This is a genomic window from Cryobacterium sp. PH31-AA6 (assembly GCF_030063195.1).
GTDB lineage: Bacteria > Actinomycetota > Actinomycetes > Actinomycetales > Microbacteriaceae > Cryobacterium.
On record NZ_JASISS010000005.1, the window covers coordinates 13,173 to 35,706 of the forward strand.

Annotated in this window: 22 protein-coding genes; 8 read left to right on the forward strand and 14 right to left on the reverse strand. The window is 69.7% G+C overall.

The features are described from left to right. Position 1 precedes the first annotated feature (1 nt). The 4 genes from QMG61_RS05655 (at position 2) to QMG61_RS05670 (ending at position 4,318) form a co-directional block, all read left to right on the forward strand. On the forward strand, positions 2-1,108 hold the full coding sequence (locus QMG61_RS05655) for a ferrochelatase (protein ID WP_283493366.1): 1,107 nt from the start codon (positions 2-4) through the stop codon (positions 1,106-1,108). A 102-nt stretch (positions 1,109-1,210) separates the two neighbouring features. Beyond that, positions 1,211-2,398, forward strand: coding sequence for a LolA family protein (locus QMG61_RS05660; protein ID WP_283493367.1), 1,188 nt, complete (start codon positions 1,211-1,213; stop codon positions 2,396-2,398). Continuing rightward, complete coding sequence (locus tag QMG61_RS05665; protein WP_283493368.1) at positions 2,395-3,372, forward strand: ABC transporter ATP-binding protein; 978 nt, start codon at positions 2,395-2,397, stop codon at positions 3,370-3,372. The genes QMG61_RS05660 and QMG61_RS05665 overlap by 4 nt, the downstream gene beginning before the upstream one ends. 145 nt (positions 3,373-3,517) lie before the next feature. Next, positions 3,518-4,318 (forward strand): ABC transporter permease, encoded by an 801-nt coding sequence (locus tag QMG61_RS05670; RefSeq protein WP_283493502.1) that lies wholly within the window; start codon positions 3,518-3,520, stop codon positions 4,316-4,318. An 11-nt stretch (positions 4,319-4,329) separates the two neighbouring features. On the opposite strand, the gene QMG61_RS05675 is transcribed toward QMG61_RS05670, so the two are convergent. Next, the gene (locus QMG61_RS05675) at positions 4,330-5,025 is read right to left on the reverse strand and encodes a nuclease-related domain-containing protein (protein ID WP_283493369.1); all 696 of its coding nucleotides are present in this window, start codon (positions 5,023-5,025) and stop codon (positions 4,330-4,332) included. Positions 5,026-5,270: 245 nt separating this feature from the next. Here QMG61_RS05675 and QMG61_RS05680 point away from each other — a divergent pair, with 245 nt between their 5' ends. Both QMG61_RS05680 and QMG61_RS05685 read left to right on the forward strand, forming a co-directional pair. Continuing rightward, on the forward strand, positions 5,271-5,912 hold the full coding sequence (locus QMG61_RS05680; protein WP_283493370.1) for a hypothetical protein: 642 nt from the start codon (positions 5,271-5,273) through the stop codon (positions 5,910-5,912). 4 nt (positions 5,913-5,916) lie between these two features. Next, a complete protein-coding gene (locus tag QMG61_RS05685) occupies positions 5,917-6,369 on the forward strand; it encodes a DUF2269 family protein (protein WP_283493371.1) in 453 nt (150 codons plus the stop codon). A gap of 123 nt (positions 6,370-6,492) precedes the next feature. Here QMG61_RS05685 and QMG61_RS05690 read toward each other — a convergent pair whose 3' ends face one another. From QMG61_RS05690 to QMG61_RS05735, 10 genes are all read right to left on the reverse strand, one after another. After that, the gene (locus tag QMG61_RS05690) at positions 6,493-7,320 is read right to left on the reverse strand and encodes a sulfite exporter TauE/SafE family protein (RefSeq protein ID WP_283493372.1); all 828 of its coding nucleotides are present in this window, start codon (positions 7,318-7,320) and stop codon (positions 6,493-6,495) included. After that, complete coding sequence (mmsB, locus tag QMG61_RS05695) at positions 7,317-8,228, reverse strand: 3-hydroxyisobutyrate dehydrogenase (protein WP_283493373.1); 912 nt, start codon at positions 8,226-8,228, stop codon at positions 7,317-7,319. The genes QMG61_RS05690 and mmsB overlap by 4 nt, the downstream gene beginning before the upstream one ends. Before the next feature lie 97 nt (positions 8,229-8,325). Then, positions 8,326-9,387, reverse strand: coding sequence for a DsbA family protein (locus QMG61_RS05700; protein ID WP_283493374.1), 1,062 nt, complete (start codon positions 9,385-9,387; stop codon positions 8,326-8,328). Continuing rightward, positions 9,388-10,617, reverse strand: coding sequence for an aminotransferase class V-fold PLP-dependent enzyme (locus tag QMG61_RS05705; protein WP_283493375.1), 1,230 nt, complete (start codon positions 10,615-10,617; stop codon positions 9,388-9,390). It abuts the gene before it with no gap. A gap of 23 nt (positions 10,618-10,640) precedes the next feature. Further along, positions 10,641-12,155: a multicopper oxidase family protein gene (locus tag QMG61_RS05710; RefSeq protein WP_283493376.1), complete on the reverse strand. Its 1,515-nt coding sequence runs from the start codon at positions 12,153-12,155 to the stop codon at positions 10,641-10,643. Continuing rightward, positions 12,155-12,412 carry an SHOCT domain-containing protein gene (locus tag QMG61_RS05715; protein WP_349357980.1) on the reverse strand — a complete coding sequence of 86 codons (258 nt, stop codon included), beginning with the start codon at positions 12,410-12,412 and terminating at the stop codon, positions 12,155-12,157. Before QMG61_RS05715 ends, QMG61_RS05710 begins: the two co-directional genes overlap by 1 nt. A gap of 125 nt (positions 12,413-12,537) precedes the next feature. Continuing rightward, positions 12,538-13,512 (reverse strand): F510_1955 family glycosylhydrolase, encoded by a 975-nt coding sequence (locus QMG61_RS05720; RefSeq protein ID WP_283493378.1) that lies wholly within the window; start codon positions 13,510-13,512, stop codon positions 12,538-12,540. Positions 13,513-13,609: 97 nt separating this feature from the next. Then, positions 13,610-14,113, reverse strand: coding sequence for a hypothetical protein (locus QMG61_RS05725; protein ID WP_283493379.1), 504 nt, complete (start codon positions 14,111-14,113; stop codon positions 13,610-13,612). Positions 14,114-14,278: 165 nt separating this feature from the next. After that, positions 14,279-14,884, reverse strand: coding sequence for a gluconokinase (locus QMG61_RS05730; protein WP_283493380.1), 606 nt, complete (start codon positions 14,882-14,884; stop codon positions 14,279-14,281). Position 14,885: 1 nt separating this feature from the next. After that, the gene (locus QMG61_RS05735; RefSeq protein WP_283493381.1) at positions 14,886-16,292 is read right to left on the reverse strand and encodes a GntP family permease; all 1,407 of its coding nucleotides are present in this window, start codon (positions 16,290-16,292) and stop codon (positions 14,886-14,888) included. 270 nt (positions 16,293-16,562) lie between these two features. Between QMG61_RS05735 and QMG61_RS05740 the strand changes: the two genes are divergently transcribed. Next, the gene (locus tag QMG61_RS05740; protein WP_283493382.1) at positions 16,563-17,327 is read left to right on the forward strand and encodes a FadR/GntR family transcriptional regulator; all 765 of its coding nucleotides are present in this window, start codon (positions 16,563-16,565) and stop codon (positions 17,325-17,327) included. A 14-nt stretch (positions 17,328-17,341) separates the two neighbouring features. Here QMG61_RS05740 and QMG61_RS05745 read toward each other — a convergent pair whose 3' ends face one another. Together QMG61_RS05745 and QMG61_RS05750 are read right to left on the reverse strand one after the other, a co-directional pair. Beyond that, the gene (locus QMG61_RS05745) at positions 17,342-18,628 is read right to left on the reverse strand and encodes an ATP-binding protein (protein ID WP_283493383.1); all 1,287 of its coding nucleotides are present in this window, start codon (positions 18,626-18,628) and stop codon (positions 17,342-17,344) included. A 68-nt stretch (positions 18,629-18,696) separates the two neighbouring features. Beyond that, the gene (locus QMG61_RS05750) at positions 18,697-21,318 is read right to left on the reverse strand and encodes an excinuclease ABC subunit UvrA (protein WP_283493384.1); all 2,622 of its coding nucleotides are present in this window, start codon (positions 21,316-21,318) and stop codon (positions 18,697-18,699) included. A 315-nt stretch (positions 21,319-21,633) separates the two neighbouring features. Here QMG61_RS05750 and QMG61_RS05755 point away from each other — a divergent pair, with 315 nt between their 5' ends. Continuing rightward, positions 21,634-21,822: a hypothetical protein gene (locus QMG61_RS05755; RefSeq protein WP_283493385.1), complete on the forward strand. Its 189-nt coding sequence runs from the start codon at positions 21,634-21,636 to the stop codon at positions 21,820-21,822. A gap of 83 nt (positions 21,823-21,905) precedes the next feature. Here QMG61_RS05755 and QMG61_RS05760 read toward each other — a convergent pair whose 3' ends face one another. After that, positions 21,906-22,454: a helix-turn-helix domain-containing protein gene (locus tag QMG61_RS05760; protein WP_283493386.1), complete on the reverse strand. Its 549-nt coding sequence runs from the start codon at positions 22,452-22,454 to the stop codon at positions 21,906-21,908. Positions 22,455-22,534: the final 80 nt, after the last annotated feature.

Genomic DNA, 22,534 nt, shown 5'->3' on the forward strand with positions numbered 1-22,534 from the left:
CATGGCGTCCACAACGCCGACGCCCGACCTGGCACTCGGCATCCGGGCCTACGACGCCGTGCTGCTGCTCGGATTCGGTGGGCCGGAGGGCCAGGACGACGTCATTCCGTTCCTGCGCAATGTCACCCGCGGGCGCGGCATCCCCGAGGCCCGGCTGGAGGCCGTGGCGACGCACTACCGGGCGTGTGGGGGGATCAGCCCCGTCAACGCGCAGAACCGCGCGTTGAGGGCGGCGCTCGAGGCCGAACTCGCGAGCCGCGGCATCGACCTGCCGGTCTACTGGGGAAACCGCAACTGGACTCCGTACCTCGGCGACACCGTGGCCGAGGCGACCACGGCGGGGCACACCCGGCTGCTCGCGCTCACGACCAGCGCCTACAGCTCATACTCGAGCTGCCGGCAGTACCGGGAGAACCTGGCCGAGGCGGCCGCTCATCCCGAACTCGACGGCCGGGTGAGCATCGACGCGGTGCGCCCCTACTTCGACCACCCCGGCTTCGTCACGCCGTTCATCGACGGGCTCAGGTCCGCCCTGGCCGACCTCGCCGCGCGCAACCTGGCGCCCGCCGACACGCACGTGCTCTTCACGACCCACTCGATCCCGTCTGCGGATGCCGCCGCGAGCGGCCCGCGCGACCTGGACTGGGGGCCGGGCGGCGCCTACGAGGCGCAACACCGCGCCGTCGCCGCCGTGATCATGGACGCATTGCCGGCCGAGCACCGCCCCGACTGGTCTTTGGCGTTCCAGTCGCGCTCCGGCCCACCCGGGATGCCCTGGCTCGAGCCCGACGTCAACGACGCGATCACCGCGCTGGCGCACCGCGGCGGCAGGGCCGTCGTGGTCGTCCCGCTCGGCTTCATCTCCGATCACATGGAGGTGATCTGGGACCTCGACACCGAGGCGGCCGCCACGGCCGCCGCGCTCGGACTGGCCTTCCTGCGCACGCCGACGCCCGGGCTGCACCCGGCCTTCGTGAGCGGGCTGGTCGACCTTCTGCTTGAGCGCGCGTCGACCGACGACGCCTCGGTCAGGCCCGCGCTCACCGGACTCGGGCCGTGGCGCGATGCGTGCTCACCCGGCTGTTGCGAGAAGGCCGCCGCCCGCTGAGAATCCACCGAGTGCGCACGCTTCCTGAACCGGGAGGGGTGTGGTTCGCCGGGACCGGACGTAGGATCGTAAGAGGATCAACTCCAGTCGAAGGAGGCTCGGATGGGCCGCAATCTACGCACCTGGCTCCCCGTGGCGGTCGTTCCCGCCGTCGTGATCATCGGCGCCCTGACCGTGCCGCTCCAGGCCGGAGCCGCCGTCGACCTGCCGGACAAGACCCCCGCCCAGGTGCTCGCCATGATCGGCGACAGCAGCGTGCAGGCGCTCTCCGGCACGATCGAACAGACCTCGGAACTCGGCCTTCCCGAACTGCCCAGCGCGGGAACGGGCTCCGGCAGCAACGCGGGGACCGGCGCATCCGCGTCCGCCTCCTCCGCCCTGGAACTGCTCACCGGTTCACACACGGCACGGATCTACGTCGACGGACCGGACAACCTCCGCGTGCAGATCATGGACCGGCTCGCCGAACGCGACCTTGTTCGGAACGCCACCGACCTGTGGATGTACAACTCCAAGGACAACACCGCCCTGCACGTCGCCCTCCCCGACCCGGTCGGAATGACGGGGCCCTCGACCGACAGCGCCCAGCAGACCCCCGCCCAGCAGACCCCGGCCCAGCTGGCCGAGCGGATGCTCGCGGCGATCGACCCGAGCACCGCGGTGAGCGTCGGCAAGGACACCCGGGTGGCGGGTCGCACGGCCTACGAGCTGCGGCTGACGCCCCGAACCGACGAGACCCTGGTTGGCGAGGTATCGATAGCGGTCGACTCCGAGACGGGCATGCCGCTCCGCGTCGAGGTGCTGGCGCGCGGCCAGTCCGCCCCGGCGTTCTCCCTCGCCTATTCCACGCTCTCCCTCACGGCGCCGGATGCCGACCGGTTCGAGTTCACCCCGCCCGCCGGGGCGTCGGTCGAGGAAAAGGCGTTGCCGGATGCGTCCGCCCTGCACGAGAAGATGAGTGACGCCGCGATGCCCGGCATCGAAGACGGAAAGATGCCGACCACCAAGGCCGAAGCCAAGGCGCTCGCCGAGCAGTTCAAGAGCGGCGGGGGCATGCTCCCCGGTGTGAGCGTTGCGGGAACCGGCTGGGCATCCGTCGTCGAGCTGCCGGCCGGCACGGTGTCGGCCGACGTTCTGGCCGACCCGATGCTCGCGCAGGTCACCGAGAGCGTCGATGGCGGTCGGCTGCTCTCCAGTGCCCTGATCAATGTGTTGGTCACCGACGACGGCCGGGTCTTCGCCGGTTCCGTGCCGTCGGCGCGGCTCCAGGCCGCGGCCGTCGGGGGTTGAGCTCCGCTACCCCGTCCGTCGACCTGGCGATCGAGACCCGGGGGCTGACCAAGCGGTTCGGCCACCAGACGGCCGTCGACGGCATCGACCTTGCGGTGCCCCGAGGCGCGGTCTTCGGCTTCCTCGGCCCGAACGGGTCCGGCAAGACCACGTCGATCCGGATGCTGCTCGGGCTCGCGTCGGCCAGCAGCGGCGACATTGCCGTGCTCGGCCAGGAAATGCCCGGCCGGCTGCGCGATGTGCTGCCGCGGGTAGGCGCCCTGGTCGAGGGGCCGGCCTTCTACCCGTTCCTCTCCGGAGCGGCCAACCTGCGCCGGCTGGACGCTGCAGACCCTGGGGCCTCCTCGGCCACGCGCACCGAACGGGTCCGCCTGGCCCTGGAGCGGGTCGGCCTCGGCCATGCGGCCGGCAAGAAGGTGCGCGCGTACTCGCTCGGCATGAAGCAGCGCCTCGGCATCGCCAACGCGCTGCTGGTCCCACGCGACCTGCTCGTACTCGACGAACCGACGAACGGGCTCGACCCGCAGGGCACCCGTGAGGTTCGCAGCCTGGTGCGCTCGCTCGCAGCGGAGGGAACGACGGTTTTCGTCTCCAGCCACCTGCTTGCCGAGGTTGAACAGATGTGCACCCACGCCGCGGTGATGAGCGCCGGCAGCCTCGTGGCCCAGGGCACCCTCGACGAACTTCGCCGGGTGGGCGAGGCCCATGTGCGAGTGCGCACGCCCGATATCGCCGACGCCCGGCGGATTCTGGCCGGCCTCGGCCTCGTCGCCGAACGGTTCGAGGCTCCGGGCGATCCGCACGCGGACGGCGTGCTCAGCGCGCCCCTGCCCGCCGAGGCGGCGGCCCCCGAAACCATCGTCGCCGCCCTCGTCGCGGACGGCGTGCGGGTGCGCGGCTTCTCCGTTGTCGGTGCCAGCCTCGAGGAACGATTCGTGGCCCTGACCGGGGAGGGGTTCGACATTGCCCAGTGACATTCAGCCCAGTGACATTCAGCCCAGTGACATTCAGCCCAGTGACATTCAGCCCAGCGACACGCGGTCCAGCGACACGCGGTCCGGCAATACGCCGGGCGCCGGGCCGATCGAGTCCGTCGGGCGCGCCTCCGGCTGGGCGCTGATGGTGTCGGAGCTGACCGTGCTGTTCCGGCGTCGACGCACCTGGGCGATGTTGCTCGCGTTGGCGGCCGTACCGGTGCTGATCGCCGTCGCTGTGCGACTGACGAGTTCCCCGGTGGCCCCTGGGCGAGGCCCGCCCTTCCTCGACCGGGTCACCCAGAACGGCCTCTTCGTGGCGATCACCGCGATGGTGGTTTGCATCCCGCTCTTCCTGCCGCTGACCATCGGCGTTGTGGCCGGCGACACCATCGCCGGCGAGGCGGGCCTCGGAACGCTGCGCTACCTGCTCGTGGCCCCGGCCGGGCGGGTGCGCCTGCTCGTCGTCAAGTACGCGGGCGCCGCCGTGTTCTGCCTGGCGGCCACCCTCACCATCGTCGTGTCCGGAGCGGCAATCGGTGCCGCCCTCTTCCCGGTCGGCCCGGTGACGCTGCTTTCCGGCGACACCATCGGGGTGGGGGAGTCCGTGCTGCGTTCGCTGCTCATCGCCGGGTACGTCACCGTCTCGATGCTCGGCCTCTCGGCGATCGGCCTGTTCATTTCCACGCTGACGGACGTGCCTGTCGGGGCGATGGCGGCCACGATCGTGGTCTCGGTCGTGTCGCAGGTGCTCGACGCGCTTCCGCAGCTCGACTGGCTGCATCCGTGGCTGTTCAGCCACTACTGGCTCGATTTCGCGGACCTGTTGCGCCAGCCGATCGAGTGGTCGTCGTTCGGCACCAATGCGCTGCTGCAGGGCGGCTACCTGCTGGTCTTCGGAGCGCTGGCCTACGGCCGGTTCGTCACCAAGGACATCCTGTCCTGACGCTCGCCGGCTCAGCCCGCGAGCTGGCGCAGCAGGGCCAGGGTTACCAGGACCATCGCGGTGGTCAGGCTGACCGCGAGCAGTGCCGCGAGGGGAAGCCGGACCGTGCGCTGCCGGCGGGCCGCCCGGATCTCCGCCTCCAGGGCGAAGAACCGGTCCAACAGGGCATCACCGGTGCCGACCGCGGTGTTGGCCCACATCGCCGGGTTGTCGAACAGCTCGACAATGCCCCGCCGATCCGACTCGTCGAGGACAACGGGGAGTGCCGCCAGCCACGCCAGGAGGTTCTTCAGGTCCAGAACGGTGACGTGCGACCCAACCGAGAGGGAGAGGATCTCCCGGGGGGCGACGAACACGACGACCGGGTGAATCGGCGGGATTGACGACCAGCGGTCCTGAAGGAGGGTCGAGACGTACTGCTCCTCGAATTCCGAATGGCGCAGGTACGGAACCGGTTGGCCGTCCACGGTCAGCTCGTTCCGGGAGACCCCGATGGGCAGGTCGCGGTGATGTTTGGTGTTGATGGTGACGATGCCGCCCGGACCGATGAGAATATGGTCGATGTCCCAGCCGTCCAGGCCGATCGGCAGCGAGTGGAAGACCGCCCACTCGGAGGAGAGAGTCCTCAGGCGTGCCCCGACGGCGATCTCACCCAGCGCACCCTGGTAGAGACCTTCGCAGTTCCGGCCGAGCGGGGATCGCCCCACCAGGCGCTCCCACCGGCTTCTGGGCCGGGCGCTGTCCTGCAACCGAAGAAGTCTCTCGATAATGGACTGGGCTGCGCGTCGCTTCCGGGTCCCGCCACCGTTCAGGGTTACCACGATGCTCCTTGGGTCATGATGATCGATGTCCCTACTGAACCTAGCTCAGGGCAGGCGTCAGACGCTCTGGGGGAGGAACTGTCGTCAGCCGCGACGGGTTACGCTCGATGCAGGCCAGCCAGGGAGAAACCGTGACGCACTCGTATCCGCTCTATGTGGCCATTCGGGCTCAGTGCTTCTGTTGCCAGGCGCTGCAGCCCTTCACCTTCACCTCCGCGACCGACCAGGTGGTCTGCGCGGTGTGCCGGCATCACCTCGGCGACGACAAGGCGGAGCGCCGCGACTCAGAACACGTACAACTCTGGCTGGCGCAGTACGCCGACCTGCAGGAGGTGCACCGGAAGGGCATCGAGAAGGCGACCGCGGATGCCACGGAGGCCGGTGCGACGATCCTGACCCTGACCGGGCAGGTCGACGAGCTCCGCGGCCTGGTCGCCGGTCGCTTCGACCGCACGGTGAGCGGGGAGATCCGCGCCGTGCTCGAAAACGACCTGGTCAAGCGGGCCGAACGCCGGGGCATGCTGGCGTTGCGCCAACTGGACTGGGCGATGGCCGTGATCTGGCGGCTCGGGACGCTGCACCACGATGACCCCGCCCGTTCCGGCTCCTGCGTGTGCGGGCGAACCGTCACGGCCTGCGCGGAGGGCCGTGCCCTCGACCCGCAGCGGCAGGCCGTGGCCGATTGGGAGAAGAAGAACCTGGCCCTGCTCGCCGCCGGGCAACGCCACGGCCTCCCCGCCGACCACCCGGGTGTCGCCGACGGCATACGCTGAAGCCATGGAAATTCTGTTCAATACCCTGCACATTGTCGCCGCGGTCTTCATCGTCGGTCCGATGGCCATCCTGCCGATGACCGCCATGCGTTCCATTCGCGCGGGGGAGGCCGGACAGGTCGCCACGCTGGCGAAGTCGGTGAACCTCTTCACCCTGTTGTCGATCATCGTCGCGTTCTTCGGCTTCGGCGCCCTCGGGGTCGCAGACCCGGAGGAGGGTTTCTCCTTCGGCTCAACCTGGGTACTGCTCTCGATCCTCTTCTACGCGATCGCCCTGGCCGTCAACCTGTTCGTCGTCGTCCCGGCCATGCGCCAGGCGGCCGAGGCGATCACGGTCGCCACGGGTGCGGCCGGCCCCGACACCAAGGTCGCCGGGTACTCCCGGGTGGCTATGGGTTCCGGGATCTCGTCGCTCATGCTGGTCATCGTGGTCGTGCTGATGGTCTGGAAGCCGTAGCTCAGGCATCCGTTTCGCGGCGCGCGGGTCGTGCGCCGCTGCGCGGGAGGCACAACTCCCGCGCTTCGGCGCGGCGCCCGCGGGCGGCCGGTGCGAGGTGAGACCCGCTCCAGGTGAGGGGGGTCAGGTCACGAAGAGCACCACGGCGGCGATCACCGCGACGAGCACGAGGATCGTGCGCAGCACCGGCGCGGGAAGCCTGCGCCCGATCCGGGCGCCCAGCCAGCCTCCCGCGGCCGAACCGACGCCGATGAGAAGCGCGATCCGCCAGTCCACCGTGCCGCTGGTGATGAAGATGATCGCCGAGACGAGGTTCGCCACCCCGGCGAGCACGTTCTTGGCCCCGTTCGCACGGTGCAGGTCGGTGGACCAGAGGATGCCGAGCAGCGCGAGCAGCACGACGCCCTGGGCCGCGCCGAAGTAGCCGCCATACACGCCGGTGGCGAGCACTCCGATAATGAGCCCGAGGGTCAGCGGGCGCGTATCCGGTGTCGCCGTCCGGGCATCGGGCTGGGCCGTTCCGGGGGTGGCTGCCTGGCTTGCCGTGCCGGCGGGAACCGCGGTTGACCTGCGCCTCACGAAGCGGGCCACGCGGGGCTGGATCGCCGAGAGCAGCGCGGCCAGCAACAACAGGAACGGGACGACTCCGGTGAAGAACTCCCCGGGCAGTACGAGCAGCAGCAATCCGCCGGCCACCCCGCCCACCGCAGAGAAGAGCGCCATCGCGGCCACCGGGCGCCACTGCGTCGCCAGCTCCCGCCGGTAGCCGACGGCTCCGGCGACGGAGGCCGGCACCAGACCGACCGTGTTTGAGACGTTCGCGGTGATCGGCGGCACGCCCAGTGCCAGGAGCACGGGGAACGTGATCAGGGTGCCGGCGCCGGCGACCACATTGATGATCCCGGCCGCGATCCCGGCCAGCAGGATGATCGCGCCGTCGAGCAGCGTCACGCGGGAGCGGCGGGAGCGGCGAGGGTCCCGTCGACGAGCCTGACGATCGCGGAGCAGTCCAGGCCGCCCTCACCGGCGTCGATCAGTCGCTGCATGAGCCGCTGCACGTGCTCGCCCATCTCCAGCGGCGTATCCGTCGCCTTCGCCGCGGAGATGGCCAGGTTGATGTCCTTGCTCGCCAGTTCGGCCGTGAACGTCGGGGCGAAGTCGCGGTTGGCGGCCGAGCCCGGCACCACCCCGGCAACGGGATACCAGGTGCGCAGCGCCCAGCTGTCGCCGGAGGACACCGACGCGATGTCCCAGAACACCTGCTTGTCGAGCCCCAGCCGGTCCGCGAGCACGGCGCCCTCCGCCGTCGCGGCCAGGTTGATGAAGAGCATCAGATTGTTGCAGATCTTGGCGGCCTGGCCCGTGGTCGCGCCCCCGGTCGGGATGATGTTGGCTGCCATCGGCTCGATGAAGCCGCGTGCATCCGCCACGGCCTCGGCGTCGCCGCCGATCATGAACGTGAGCGTGCCCGCCTCAGCGCCGCTGATCCCCCCGGACACCGGGGCGTCCACGAACCGGAAGCCGGCCTCGGCGGCGGCATCGTGCAGCCGCTGGGCCGACTCGATGTCGATGGTGGAGGAGTCCAGAAGCAGGGTGCCCGGCCCGGCGGAGGCCAGCACGCCGTCATCGTTCAGGTAGACGGCGAGGGCGTGCTCGCCCTTGGGCAGCATGGTGAAGACGGCGTCCGCCCCGGCCACGGCATCCGCGATGCTCGTGGCCGGGACGACCCCGGACGCCGCCGCGTTCGCGAGTGCGGCCGGGCTCAGGTCGAAACCGCGCACCGTGTGTCCGGCCTTCACGAGGTTCGCCGTCATCGGGCCGCCCATATTGCCGAGGCCGATCCAGCCGATTGTTGCCATGACCCAAGCTCCTTTGCCTCCCGCGCCGGTGTTCCGCGCGTCTTTCGTAGTCTGCGTCAGTCTGGCAGACGCGTGCCGGGTCCGTCCCGGCGTGGGGTCAGTCCAGGTCACCCACCGAGACCAGCCCGTCGTGCCGACGCCCGTCGAAGATGATGGACGGGATCTTGACGGTGTGGATGCGCTCCTCGACCAGGGTCTTGTTGTCGGCGATGATCCGGGCCACCTCGGTCGACGCGGCGACGGATGCGACGGTGTCGACCTGCGCCCGGCTCAGCCCGAACTCCTGCGCCCAGTCCTGCAGCAACGTGGTGGCCTCGGTGGCGTCGGTGCTGTTGAACACGCTCTGCCAGGACACGCCCTCGGCGTTCTCCTCGGTGTAGATCCGTTTGAGGATCTGCCAGTCGACCGGGGTCTTCGCGTCGGCGAGCGGGTTCAGTCGCAGCGCCTCGAGGTACTGGGTGACCAGCAGCGAGTTCGGGAACTTGTAGCCCGTCGCCGACTGGATCGGGTAGGCGATGTAGCTGAGGTTCTGCCGGTCGTCGAAGCCGGCCTCCTCGATGTTCTGGAACAGCTCCATGCAGTACGTGCAGCCGGGGTCGATGACCTCGAGCGCGGTCGGCTTCTTCGCGTCCAGGCCGTTGAGGTAGCTGGCATTGGCCGGCAGGTAGGTCTCCGCATCCCAGTTCTGCATTCGGGAGGGGATCGCCGAGAACGTCTCGCCGAGCCGCGCGAAGTCGTTGCCGAAGGCACCGACGATGTCCCAGGCCGCGAGGGATTCGCCGAAGGTCGGGGTTTGGTCGGGGATGGAGCAGGCCTCGGCGCCCAGACTGCAGGACGCGGAGTCCTGCTTGTTGCAGGTGCCGTAGACGTAGAGGTTCGCCGCGCTCTCGACGACGACGTAGCCACTCCAGATGGTCGTGAGCACGACGAGGAAGGCGACGACCTCGAGGACGACGCTGGCCGGGCCGACGAGGCCGGGCCTGCGGACCGCGAGCGGCGCGAGCATGTGGTCCTTCAGGTCTTGCTTGAAGGTCGTGTCGCAGGGGCGGAAGGTGATCCGGCGTAGCGTGCAGCTCGCCGCTTTCGCGAGGTAGCGCCGGTACCGCGCCGACACGGCGCCCATGAACAGAAGAACGATGAAGGCGGCAATGCAGAACATTTAGGAGAGGCCTTTCATGAGGCGCGCGAGGGCGTCGTGCGCCCGATCCACGTCCGCCGTGGTCGAGTGGAGTCCGAGCGAGAAGCGCAGCAGCGGGGGCAGGCCGAGACGGTTCTTCAGGTAGTGGTGGGCGCAGAAGTAGCCGCTGCGAGCGGCGATCCCCGACTGGGAGAGGAAGACGGCGAGCCGGTGCGAGTCCTGCTTCGGCGCGTAGACGCTGATCACCGGGCTGGCAGCGGCGTTGACCACGGTCAGGTTGGGGATGTCGGAGAGCGAGTCGAAGAGACGCTCCGACAGCACGGAGAGGTGTTCCGCCGGCGGCCGGCCGCCGGGGCGAACCTGGCCGAGCCAGTCGGTGGCGTGCCGGAGAGCGATGATCTCCGCCCAGGCCTGCAGTCCGGGTTCGAGCAGGGCGCCCGGGTCGTTCGGAAGCAGGTCGTAGGAGTCCTCGCGGACATCCGCGACCATCCCCCCACCGACGAAGGACAACTCGAGCGAGGCCAGCAGTGCGTGCCGGGCGATGACCACGCCCAGACTCGCGCTGTACATCTTGTGCGCGGAGAAGCAGATCGCATCCGCTTCGGTCTTCTGGAGCAGGGCGCGCTCGTGGGCCATCGACTGCGCGGCATCGAGGATGACGATCCCGCCGCGGGAGTGCGTGTCGCGCACGAGCTCGGCCAGGTTTGTCAGCAGGCGGCCGTCGATGTTCGAGGCGGTGTTGACGACCACGATCGCGCGTTCGAGCTGGGCCGGTTCGTAGAGCAACGCGCCGTCGGCGGCCCGGTCGAGCACGAGCCGGGGCACGCCCAGCCGTTTCGCCGCCGTCATGGTGGGCAGGAAGACCGAGTTGTGCTCGATGTGGCTGGTGACGACCCGGGCGTAACGGTCGTGCGGCAGCTGCTGCAGCAGCAGGTTGAGGCCAAAGGTCGTGTTCAGGGTGAATGAGACCGCGTAATGGCGGCCCGACAGGCCGAGCAGGCCGAGCACGCCCTGGCGGGCGGCCGCCACCTCGTCGTCGACGCGCCGGCCCCAGGCATATTTCACCCGACCGCCGCACGCGTTGTAGCCGGTGTAATACTCCGTGAGCGCATCAAGCACCGGCTGCGGACGCAGACTCTGGCAGGCGGAGTCGAGATACACCACCCCCGGTTCGAGGTAGGAGAAATCGGCGAGGCGGTCCGTCCCGATGGGCTCCGGCGTGGTCCGCCGGAAAAGTCCGTTGTGTTTCATGGTCCTGATTCTTTGGGCTCGGTCTAGGCGAGCGGTTGGTCGGCCGGACGCACGTCGATGACGCCCATCATGCCGTTGTCTTCGTGGTCGAGAATGTGGCAGTGGTACACGGTCTTGCCCGGGAACCCGGTGAAGTCGATCCGCACCCGCACGACACCACGGGCCGGCACATTGACGACGTCCTGCCAGAGCACGCTGTCCACGCTTCGTCCGTCGCGTTCGATGATCTGCATGGGCCAGACGTGCAGGTGCATGGGGTGATCCATCTGGGTGGCGTTGGTCAGGGTCCATTCCTCGACGCTGCCGCCCCGCACGGTGGTGTCGACGCGGCCGCCGTCGAATTCGCGGCCGTTGATCGTGAAGGCCATCCCGCCGCCCATCCCGCCGCCCATCCCCATGGCGAAGACGAACTCCCGGCGGGCCGTGACGGCAGCGCCGCGGAGGTCGACGGGTTTCCTCTGGGCGGGGAATGATGGCAGCGCGGCGACGCCGGCGCCAGCGACGGTCACCGTGGCGAGGTCAATGATCCCAGTCGTCCCTCCGAGGGCGTCGCCGCCCATCATCCCGCCCATCCCGGCGCTTCCCCGGTCGTAGGCGACGGCGCGCAGCACCCCGTCGCCCTCGGCCGCCGTGACCCAGAGATCCGCTCGGTTGCCGGGTGCCAACAGCACCTCGTCCACGCTCTCCGGCGCTTCGAACCTCCCGGAGTCCAGGCCGAGAAGCCGAAGGTCCTGGCCGTCCAGGCGCAGGCGCAGGTAGCGGGACACACAGACGTTGACGATGCGCCAGCGTTCGCGCTCGCCCGGACGCATGCCGAGGTTCGGCTTCAGCTGGCCATTCACCAGCACGAGCTCACCCTCGCGGCCGCGCATCCGTTCGCCCAGGCTGGACCTCGTCAGGTTTCCCGACTCGTCAAGGGTGATGTCGGAGATCACGAGCACGCGCTCACGGGCCGCCGGGATCGGGCCGGGATCGTCGACGATGATCGCGCCGTAGAGTCCGCCGAAGACCTGGTCGGCCACCAGGCCGTGGTGGTGCGGGTGGTACCAGTACAGGCCGGGCGGATGGTCGGCCGGCAGCCGGTACTCGTAATCGAATGAGTCGCCGGGCTCCACCATGACGAACGGGTTGTCACCGTTGCCCGCTGGTGAAACGTGCAGGCCGTGTACGTGCAGGTTGGTCGCCTCGGCGAGTCCGTTGTGCAGGCGCACGGCGACCCGGTCGCCGGCCCGAACGCGGAGGGTCGGGCCGGGAAGGCCGCCGTTGTAGCCCAGCGTCGTCGCGCCCCGGCCGCCGATGGTCACCCGGCCGGGTGCGGCATCCAGCTTCACCTCGAGGAGGCCGTCGGCGCTTCGCAGCTCGGAGGGCTGGCGTAGGGTGTCGCCCGGAACGGCCCCGAAGGCCGAGTCGGGTGCCTGGCCGCCGGCCGCGCCCTGGCCTTCCCGGCCGCTCCAGATCAGGCCGGCACCACCGATCGCGGTGCCGGCGACGCCCAGGCTGCCGAGCGTGAGGGCGGCCCGACGGCTGATCGGTTTCACTACACGCCCTCGCCGAGAACCCGGAGCTGTTCACGGTACTGCTCGACAGTGAGCTCACCCCGCGCGAAACGCTCGTCGAGGATCTCGTGGGCGCGACTCCTGCCCGGAACGCCGGGTGGCGTCGTCCGCGGGTCTTGCGCGTTCGGGGGGGCCGGCGTGTTCCGGTCGACTCCGCCGGCGAACAATCGAACCATGAGCACGACGAGCAAAGCCAGGCCGACCACGGCCAGCAGGCCGAACACCCAGGCCCATCCCATTCCCCCTCCGTAGCCATACATCATGAGTGGTCTCCCTTCGTGTGTGACGGAGTCTCCGTCGGTGCCAGTATGCCCCCGGGGGTAATGAAGAAGGTCGCGCCCCTGATCGATCTCCGGCTCATGGCCTAGGCCTCTGCCGGGACGAGGACGGTCCAGGTCGCTCCGAAGTCGTCGCTCGCCACGACGCCGCGGTCGTCCGCGGCGAGGATCCACGGCACGCTGCCGCCGACGTAGCTGAGGGCGAGGGGTGCCCCCTCGGTGTGGCCACCCTCGACCCAGGGACCGGCGGTGGACTCCTGATGCCAGACCAGGCCGTCCAGGTCGATCCCGACGAGGCCTCCGCCCGTCTGTGCATCGCCGACGTCGATCAGATACAGAATCGGTGCGGCGGGTTCCAGACTGAAGGTGCGGCCGGCATCGCTGCTGCTGACGAGTCCCTCGGCCGTGGTCGCGTAGACCTGGTCCGGATTGGCCGGGTCGGCCGCGAGGTCTCGCAGCGGGACGGTTTCGCCGGTCGTCCAGGTCGCGCCCGAGTCGTCGCTGATCGCCAGGGTGCCCTTGCCGGAGTCGTAGCCGTACACCCGCAGATCGTCGCCGGACAGCGGCACGGCGTCGAGATCGTGAAAGTCCGTCTCGCCCTCGAGTGACAGCTGAGTCCAGTTTTCCGCGGCATCCGTGCTGGAGATCAGGCCCAGGTTGGGGAGGGCCAGATCGGATGGCGCATCGGGATCGGGATGCCCGGAGGCCAACAACCGGCCGGGCTCGGCCACCGTGAAGGCCATGAAGTCGAGCACCCGGCCGGCGATCTGGGTCGGCTGTGCCAGGTCGCCAGCCGAGGATCGGGCCGGATAGCTGGACGGAAGCGTGTCCGTGGGGATCAGCCACATTCCCTGGTGGGTGGCCACGAACGTCTGCCCCGAACCGGTGTCCGCGCCGAGGCCGTGAATGTGCTCGAAGGCCGCGGCGGAGACCGAACCTGCGGGTGCGGCATCCGGGCTCGGAGCGCACCCGGCCAGGACGAGCGCGAGGCCGGTCGTGAGGGCGGCGGCACAACCGAGGCGCCCGGTCCTGCGTGTGGTGGGCAGGGAAATGTTCATCATCAAGTCATCCATTCGTCGTCAAGTCAGGTGTGAAACCGGTGGCCGTGGATCACGGCATCGCCACGCTGCCCGGCACGGGCAGGTGGGCGGATTCGGTCTAAACGCGACTGATGGAGAGGAGGGTGAGGCTGGGGCGATGCAGGTGTGGGGGAATGGCCCGGAAACTGTCGTTGACGAAACCGCCGGAGGCCAGCACCAGGCCGGAGTCGGCCGGCATCCGGGCGAGGACGGCGTGGGGGCCGACCGCGAGCACGTTGGGGCACGTCGTCGCCACCGTGCCGCTGCCGCCGAGCGAATTGCGCTGGGTGCACAGCGTCGGCTGGTTCGCGGGTGCGGCCAGGGTCATCGTCGGACCGGTGCGGGTCGTGGACAGCACCGGGAGCTCAGCGGTAGGCCGGGTGTCGGTCGCCACGTGATGCGCGGCCGTTCCGGTCGCTGCGGAGAAAGCCATCGAGTGGCTGGCGCTGAAGCCGTGGACCGCGATCAGGCAGAGCACGGTGGCCACCAGGGTGACCATGGTGAGGAGCACGGCGCGTGGCCAGGGGGCCCGTGAGGGGGTGTTGCGCGTTGTTGGCACCGTGGAGGAGGCGATCGGGTTCATCTTCCTCCGCTCGTCCGGCACGGGTGTGCGGCACGGCCACCGGCCGACACGCCGACAGGTACCCCTTCAGATTAGCCGATCTCCGCGGGGAACCCTGTGCGCCCCCGGTGCGCACGAACGGCCCCGCGCAATGCGGGGCCGTTCGTCAATCACGTGGTCGCTCTGCTACTCGGTCCGGCGCTCCGCGTCAGCGGCCGGAGCTGCGCGGCCGACCGATGATTTCCCCGGCTCCGTGGCACCGAGGCTCGATGAGCCCGGACGCGGCGTCAGCCCGAGCCGACGCACGATCTCTGCGGCCTCCTCGGCCGGTGCACGTCCCGCGTCGATGGTGATCGCCCGCTCGTCGGGGTCCGGCACCTCGAGGGTCGCCACCTGCGAGTCGAGCAGCGAGGTCGGCATGTAGTGGTCGTGCCGGGTGGCGAGCCGCCGCCCGATCAGGTCTTTCGACCCGGCCAGGTGCACGAAGATCACGTTGTGCTCGCGCAGCACGTCGCGGTAGCGGCGCTTGAGCGCGGAGCAGGTGATGATCCCGGGCACCCCGGCCATGGTGTGCTCGATGATCCACGACGAGATTGTGTCGAGCCAGGGCGCGCGGTCCTCATCGTTCAGGGCGTGGCCGGCCGACATCTTGTCGATGTTCTCCTGCGGGTGCAGGTCGTCACCCTCCTCGAGGTCCCAGCCGAGCTGGCCGGCGAGGATGCCCGCCACCGTCGACTTACCGGAGCCGGAGATGCCCATGATGACGAGGACGGGCTGCTGGTTCTCGAACATGCTAGATCACGATGTTCAGGAGGAGCACGCCGGCCAGGCCGGTGACCGAGATGAGACACTCCATGACGGTCCAGGTCTTGAGGGTCTGCCCGACCGTGGTGCCCAGGTATTCCTTGACGAGCCAGAAGCCGGCGTCGTTGACATGGGAGAGGAACAGCGAACCGGCGCCGATCGCGAGCACCATCAGGGAGAGGTCCGTGCCGGTCAGGCTGGCGGCAACGGGGGCGAGGATGCCGGCGGCGGTGACGGTCGCGACCGTCGCCGAGCCGGTGGCGACGCGCACGAGCGCGGCGACTATCCAGGCGAGGAGGAGCACCGAGATGCTGCTGCCTGCGACGGCGTTCGCGATGACCCCGCCGATTCCGGTGTCGATCAGGACCTGCTTGAACCCGCCGCCGGCGCCGACGATGAGGAGGATTCCGGCGATCGGGGGCAGCGAGTCGGCGAGCGACGTCGACACCGCGGCGCGGTCCATGCCGCCGCCACGGCCGAAGACGATCATGGCGTAGATGACGGCGAGGCCCAGGGCGATCATCGGGGTGCCGAGGAAATCGAGTGTCGCGTTGAGCGGGTCCGTCGAATTGGGGGCGATGGCGTCGGCGATCGACCTGGCCAGCATGAGGACGACGGGCAGGAGGATGCCGGAGAGGGTGATCAGGAAGCTGGGGCGCTTGGTCTGCGTCTCACCGGCACCGAGGTCTTCGGTGGTGATGAACAGCGCGGGCACGGGCACGGAGACCCAACGGCTGGCGAACTTGCTGAAGATCGGGCCGGCGACGATCACCGTGGGGATGGCGACGAGAACGCCAATCGCGAGAGTGAGGCCGAGGTTGGCGCCGAGGGCCGTGACGGCGACGAGGGGGCCGGGGTGGGGCGGGACCAGGCCATGCATGACCGACAGCCCGGCGAGGGCGGGAATGGCGATCCGGATGAGGGACATGCCACTGCGTCGTGCGACGAGGATGATCACCGGGATGAGGAGCACAAGGCCGACCTCGAAGAACATCGGCAGGCCGATCAGGCCGCCGATCAGCGCCATCGTCCACGGCAGCGTGCGAACACTGGAGCGAGTGACCAGCGAATCGACGATCCGGTCGGCTCCGCCCGAGTCGGCGAGCAGCTTTCCGAACATGGCCCCGAAGCCGACGAGGATGCCGACACCGGCCATGGTTCCGCCGAAGCCGGTGCTGAAACTGGTGACCGCGGCGCCCGGTGCGAGCCCCGCGCCGGCGCCGACGCCGACGGCGCCGATCGCGAGGGCGAGGAACGGGTGGACCTTGAGCCAGGTGATCAGCACGATGATGACGGCGATGCCGACGAGCGCGGCGATGATCAGCTGGGCGTCGCTTCCGGCCGGGGTGATCGGCACAACCGGCGCGGTGGCCATTGTCGCAAGGGAGAGATACATCTGAATGTCCATTCCGAGGCCGCGTCCCTGCGACCCCATCGTCAAAGTGGTGCACGGGGAATCGTCCGGCCGGCTGCGAGTCCGGTCTGGCGGGAAAAAACACCGTGCGGTAATTAATCTGATTAATCAGATATTTGAGTGTCGCATACGTTCGGTGGTTTTGGAAACGGCGACGGCACAATTCGCCGATACGATCGCGGTGGCGCTGTGAACGGCCGACGCAGGCTCGCCGCGAGCGACCGAGGCACCCGGCACCGGAAGGAAATACTGATGATCACTGGCGTTGGCCCCGGCTCGTGGCGCGAACGAGGACTGCACGCCCGCGTGCTGAACTCCCTCGGCCAGGAGATCGTCGACGGCGGCTACGCGCCCGGTGACATCCTGAACCTCGACGAGATCATCACGACGTTCGCGGTCTCTCGATCCGTGCTGCGCGAGGCGCTGCGGGTGCTGCAGTCGCTCGGCATGGTCGAACCACGCCAGCGCGTCGGCACGCAGGTGCTTCCGCGTGAGGCCTGGGACCTGATGAACCCGCAGATCATCGTCTGGCGCGGCCGCGGGCCCGAGTACTTCACCCAGATGCGCGAGATGCTCGAACTTCGGCTCGGGATCGAGCCGGTCGCGGCCCGGCTGAGCGCCAGGTTGATGACGCCTGAACAGCTCGCCGGCGTCGCCGAGGCCGCCTCGGCGATGGTCGCCGCCGATCTCGCCGGCGACGGCCGCGGGTTTCTGGAGGCGGACGTCGCCTTCCACTCGTTGATCCTGATCGGTTCGGGCAACGGCGTCATGGGCCACTTCGCCGGCACGGTTGCAGCCCTGCTGCGCACCAGGGAGGAGGAGAAACGGTTCACCATCACCGAGTACACCCCGCCCTCCGCGCACCGGCACAACCAGCTCGCCGTCGCTCTCGCCGAGCGCGACGGTGACGCCGCCTACCGGTGGTCGTACGCGACCATCGAGGCCACCCTGGCCGAGTTCATGCAGGAGGCCGTCGCTCCGTCCGGTCGGGGGCCCTCTGGCCGGACCCGCGGCTGACGCCGCGGCATCGCTCACAGCCGGGCGAGACGCTCGATGTCCTCCAGGAACTCGGCCGCCACCTGTGCCGAAACCGTGGTGCGCGTCGAACGGATTGCCGCCAGGTAGTCCTCGGTGCCCGGGCCGCTCGCATCGGCGTCGCCGCGGTCCTCGAAGAGCGCTCGCTCCAGCGCCTGCTGGGAGGCCCGCCGGGCGGCATACTCGATGTCGGCCGGCGAGAACCCTCCGCTCGCCTCCACCAGGGTGGCCAGGTCGACGGTTCCGGCGAAGGGTTTCGGGATGTATCCCTCCCAGATGGCCTGGCGGGCGGCATCGTCCGGCAGGCCGATCGGGATGACATAGTCGAACCGGCCGTGCCGGAGCAGGGCGGAGTCGAGGGCCCGGATGAAGTTGGTCGCGCAGACGAGTAGCCGGCCCGGCTGCTCCCGGAAGGCCGGGATGATCTTGAGCAGTTCATTGGTCACGCCCTGGAGGGGCGAGGGGGGTTCGCCGCCACGCTGCGCGGCGATCTCCTCGACCTCGTCGATGAACACGACCGCGTGCTCCAGCTCGGAGATCTTGAGGAAGGTCTCTCGGAGCGCCCCGGCCAGACCCTGGGGGTCTCCGGCGAGCCGCGACGGGAACACCTCGACGAACGGCCATTCGAGCCGGGAGGCAATGGCCTTCGCGAAGGTGGTCTTGCCGGTGCCGGGAGGGCCGAACAGCACGACGGCCTTGGGCGGAACGACGCCGTACAGGTCGGCCATCTCCGGTTTCGCCAGGGGCATGACGAGACGGCGCTCGAGCAGCTCCTTCTCCGTGCGCATGCCGCCGACCCCGGCCCAGAGGTCTCGGGGAAGCACCCGGCCGCCCAGCTCGCTGAGGGCGCGCAGGCCCTCGCGTTGCACGGGGATGTCGCGCTCGAAGTAGCGCAGGTGTTTTTTCACCTCGAAGCCGCGGTTGAGGAAGGCGTCGACCCGGCTGGCGGTCTCGGGCATCAGGGCGGACAGTTTCGTGATCCCGTGCGGCGCCATCCGCGCCTCGAGGGCCGCGAGCATGGCGCTGCCGATGCCCTGGCTCTGCCACACCTGCCGGGTGGCGAGGAAGACGATCCAGCCCTGGGCGTGCGCGGCCCGGCCGACGGCCGCGCCGACCACCTCATCGCCGTGCAGAGCGACGACGGCGTGGTCCATCTGGCAGGAGGCCAGCACCTCGGAGAGCCCATAGACCGGCTCGGTCTTGGCGGCCGTGATCTCCTGCCAGAGCTGGAGGATGCCGTCGAGGTCGTCGGCATGGAAGTCCCGAATACGCCAACCGGTCATTGAGGCTCCTTCGCGTCATGAGGTGTTCTGACAAATCTAGAACACCCGGAAGCCGAGTCGAGACGGCGCTACCCGGCGTTGCCGTCGGCGAGCCGCCTGGCGAGGTAGGGAGCTGTGCGGCTCGATGCGTGCGCGGCCACTTTCTCCGGCGGCCCCGAGACGAGGATGCGCCCGCCTGCGTCGCCGCCGGCCGGCCCGAGATCGATCACCCAGTCGGCCGCGGCGACCACGTCGAGGTCGTGCTCGACCACGATCACCGTGTTGCCGGCGTCTACCAGCCGATTCAGCTGACTCAGCAGGAGCCGCACGTCGGCCGGGTGCAGGCCGGTGGTCGGCTCGTCGAGGAGGTAGAGGGTGTGCCCGCGTCGGGCCCGCTGGAGCTCGGTGGCGAGCTTGATCCGCTGGGCCTCGCCGCCGGAGAGTTCGGTGGCCGGCTGGCCGAGCCGGAGGTAGCCGAGGCCGACCTCCCGGAGCGTGACGAGGCTGCGCGCGGCGGCCGGGACATCCGCGAGGAACTCGGCGGCGGCGTCCACGGTGAGGCCGAGCACATCCGCGATGGTGTGGCCGTCGTAGCGGATCTCCAGTGTTTCGACGTTGTAGCGGGAGCCGCCGCAGGCCGGGCACGGCGCGTAGCTGCCCGGAAGGAAGAGCAGCTCGACGGCCACAGACCCCTCGCCGAGGCAGGTCTCGCAGCGGCCGCCTGGCACGTTGAAGGAGAAGCGTCCGGCGCCGTAGCCGCGCGTGCGGGCCTCGTCGGTCGCGGCAAAAGCCGAGCGCACCGCGTCGAAGAGCCCCGTGTAGGTGGCGAGATTGGAGCGCGGGGTGCGGCCGATCGGTTTCTGGTCGACCCGCACGAGCCGGTCGACGGCGGCCAGCCCGGTGATGTCGTCGACGGACGTGCTCTCGGCGACCGTGCTCGGGGCGTCCGTGTTGACGGCGTCCGCGCCGAGGGAATCCGGCTCGGCGACGTCCCGGTCGCCAGGCTGCAGCGCGTGTCGCACGGCATCGGCGAGGACCTGGCTGACCAGCGTGGACTTGCCCGAGCCGGAGACGCCGGTCACCGCGGTGAGCACCCCGAGCGGGAAGCTGGCGTCGAGGCCGCGGAGGTTGTGGCGGCTGATGCCGTGCAGGCCCAGCCAGTCGGCCGGAACCCGGCGGTCCGGCTCGGCCGTTGTGGCGGAGGGGGCAGTGAGACCGTCCCCGGCCTCGGTGCCCGCCAATTCGGTGCCGGCGACGTCGGTGCCGGCGAAGAGGAAGCGGCGGGTGATCGATTCCGGCACGTCGGCAAGTCCGGCGATGGGTCCACTGTAGAGCACGGCGCCGCCCTCGGTGCCGGCCCGCGGCCCGACGTCGACGACCCAGTCGGCGCTGCGCACGACGGCCATGTTGTGCTCGACGACGAAGACGGAGTTGCCCGACTCCCGGAGCTGCGCGAGCACGACGAGCAGCGGTTCGGCGTCGGCCGGGTGCAGCCCGGCCGAGGGCTCGTCGAGCACGTAGATCACGCCGAACAGCCCGGAGCGCAGCTGGGTGGCGATGCGCAGGCGCTGCATTTCGCCGGGGGAGAGGGTCGGGGTGGCCCGGGCCAGGCTCAGGTAGCCGAGGCCGAGCTCGAGCAGCACCTCGATCCGGGAGAGCAGGTCGCGGGTCAGCGTCACGGCCACCTCCGTGACCTCGCCGGATGCCGCATCCGGCCGGGCCGCCCCGGCCTCGGTGAGCTCCGTCGTCGGCCGGATCACGTCGGCGAGCCCGGTCAGCGGCAGCGCGGCCAGCTCGGCGATCGTCAGGCCGGCGAAGGTGACGGTGAGCGCCGCGGGGGTCAGCCCGGTACCGCCGCAGAGCGGACACGGCCCCGACTCCACGAAACGCAGCGCACGTTCGCGCTGGCTTTGGCTTTTCGAGTCGGCCAGGGTGTGCATGACGTAGCTGCGCGCGCTCCAGAACCGGCCCTGGTACGGCTTGGCGATCCGGTCGCGCTGGGGCACGACCTCGACCACGGGCTGCTCCTCGGTGAACAGGATCCACTCCCGGGCGGCGGCAGGAAGGTCACGCCAGGCCGTGTCGACGTCGTAGCCGAGCACGATCAGGATGTCGCGCAGGTTCTTGCCCTGCCAGGCCCCTGGCCAGGCGGCGATGGCGCCGTCGCGGATGCTCAGGGTCGGGTCAGGCACGAGGGAGTCGGCCGTGACGGTGTGCGCGGTGCCCAGCCCATGACAGCGCGGGCAGGCTCCCGCGGCCGTATTCGGCGAGAAGGAATCCGACTCCAGGCGCACGGCACCGGCCGGGTAGGTGCCGGCCCGGGAATACAGCATCCGGAGCGAATTGGAGAGCGTGGTGAGTGTGCCGACCGACGAACGGGAGCTGGGGGTGCCGCGTCGTTGCTGCAGGGCAACCGCGGGCGGCAGCCCGGTGATCTCGTCCACCCGCGGGCTGTGCCCCTGCTGGATCAGGCGACGGGCATATGGCGCCACCGATTCGAGGAACCGCCGCTGGGCCTCGGCGAAGATGGTGCCGAACGCCAGGGACGACTTGCCTGAGCCGGAGACCCCCGTGAAGGCGACGATCGCGTCGCGCGGCACGTCGACGTCGACGTCCCTCAGGTTGTTCTCCCTCGCGCCGCGCACGCGAACGAATCCGGTCGGCGCGGCACTGGTCGGTTCGGAGGGCTGGCGGGAGGAATGCGGTTGCATCCGCACGACTCTAGCGGGCGAGACTGGCCGATTCCCCTGTGCGGGCATGCCGGAGGTATCATAGGGGATGCGATCCCGTCCACTGATGGTGGTGGGTCGGTGGGACATCCCTCGCAAAGTCCGATGCCAAACCGTGACAATCTCGATCGCTCATTCACCGAACCAGGCTCAGCGGCGTGCCGTTCATTTCACGTTTGAGACTGAGAGACCCATTGGCCGATTCCACGATAACTTCAACCCCCCACTACGTTTCGACGCTTCGGTGGGCAGCACTCAAGCGGGAGTTCGTGTCCCGCCAGGTCGCCGGCGGCGACCGTGACGACGACCGAGACTGAGGGCACCGTGGCCGAATCCACCCCGATTGACTCGACGCAACCGGCAAACCAGGTCTCCCTTCCCCGGTGGGCGGAGTTGAAGCGTGCCTATGTGGCACGCCAGGGCAAGGAGCACGGCGCCTCAGCGAAGGGTGCGGCCGACCCCGACCCGATCGCCCCGGAGCACTGACCGCCCGTCCCCAGCACTGAGTTGCAGAGATAGCACCCTCGTGCGCCGAGAAGAGGTGCGTTGTCCGTAATTGAGGGCTGGGGTCACGGCGCGGGAGCGAGAATCCAGAGCACTTCGCACTCGTCGGCGTCCGACGGGTTGCGCCAGGTGTGCGGGTCGCGGCCGCGGAAGGTGAGCGCGTCGCCGGCCTCGAGGGAGAACGTCTCCTCACCGATGACGATGACCAGGGTGCCGCGCAGTACGTAGGCGAATTCGACCTCGGTGTCGAGCGCGTAGAGGTCCAGGCCGGCCGAGCCGCCGGGGTCGATCACCGAGCGGATGACCTCGACCTGGCTTTGATTGCCGGGCGTCAGCAGGCTCTCGGTGGCGCCCCTTCCGCCGAAATTGATCGGTGCGCCGTGCCCTGCGCGCACGATCTGGGTGGGCGGCGCCTCGAACAGTTCGCCCACGCGCAGCCCGACCGCGTCGCAGATGGCCACCAGGGTGGCCACGGACGGCGAGACCTGGTCACGCTCCAGCCGGCTGACGAATCCCTGGGTGATCCCGGCGCTGGTGGCGACGGCCTCGAGCGTGAGGCCCTTGCCCAGCCGCGCCGCGCGCAGTCGCGCGCCGATCGGAACCTGACGTGCCATGAGGAACCCTTGCCTGTCGACCTGCCGCGCGGCCGTGCAGCGGGCTGCCGTCGGCTGGTCACTAGGCTACCGGTCGCACC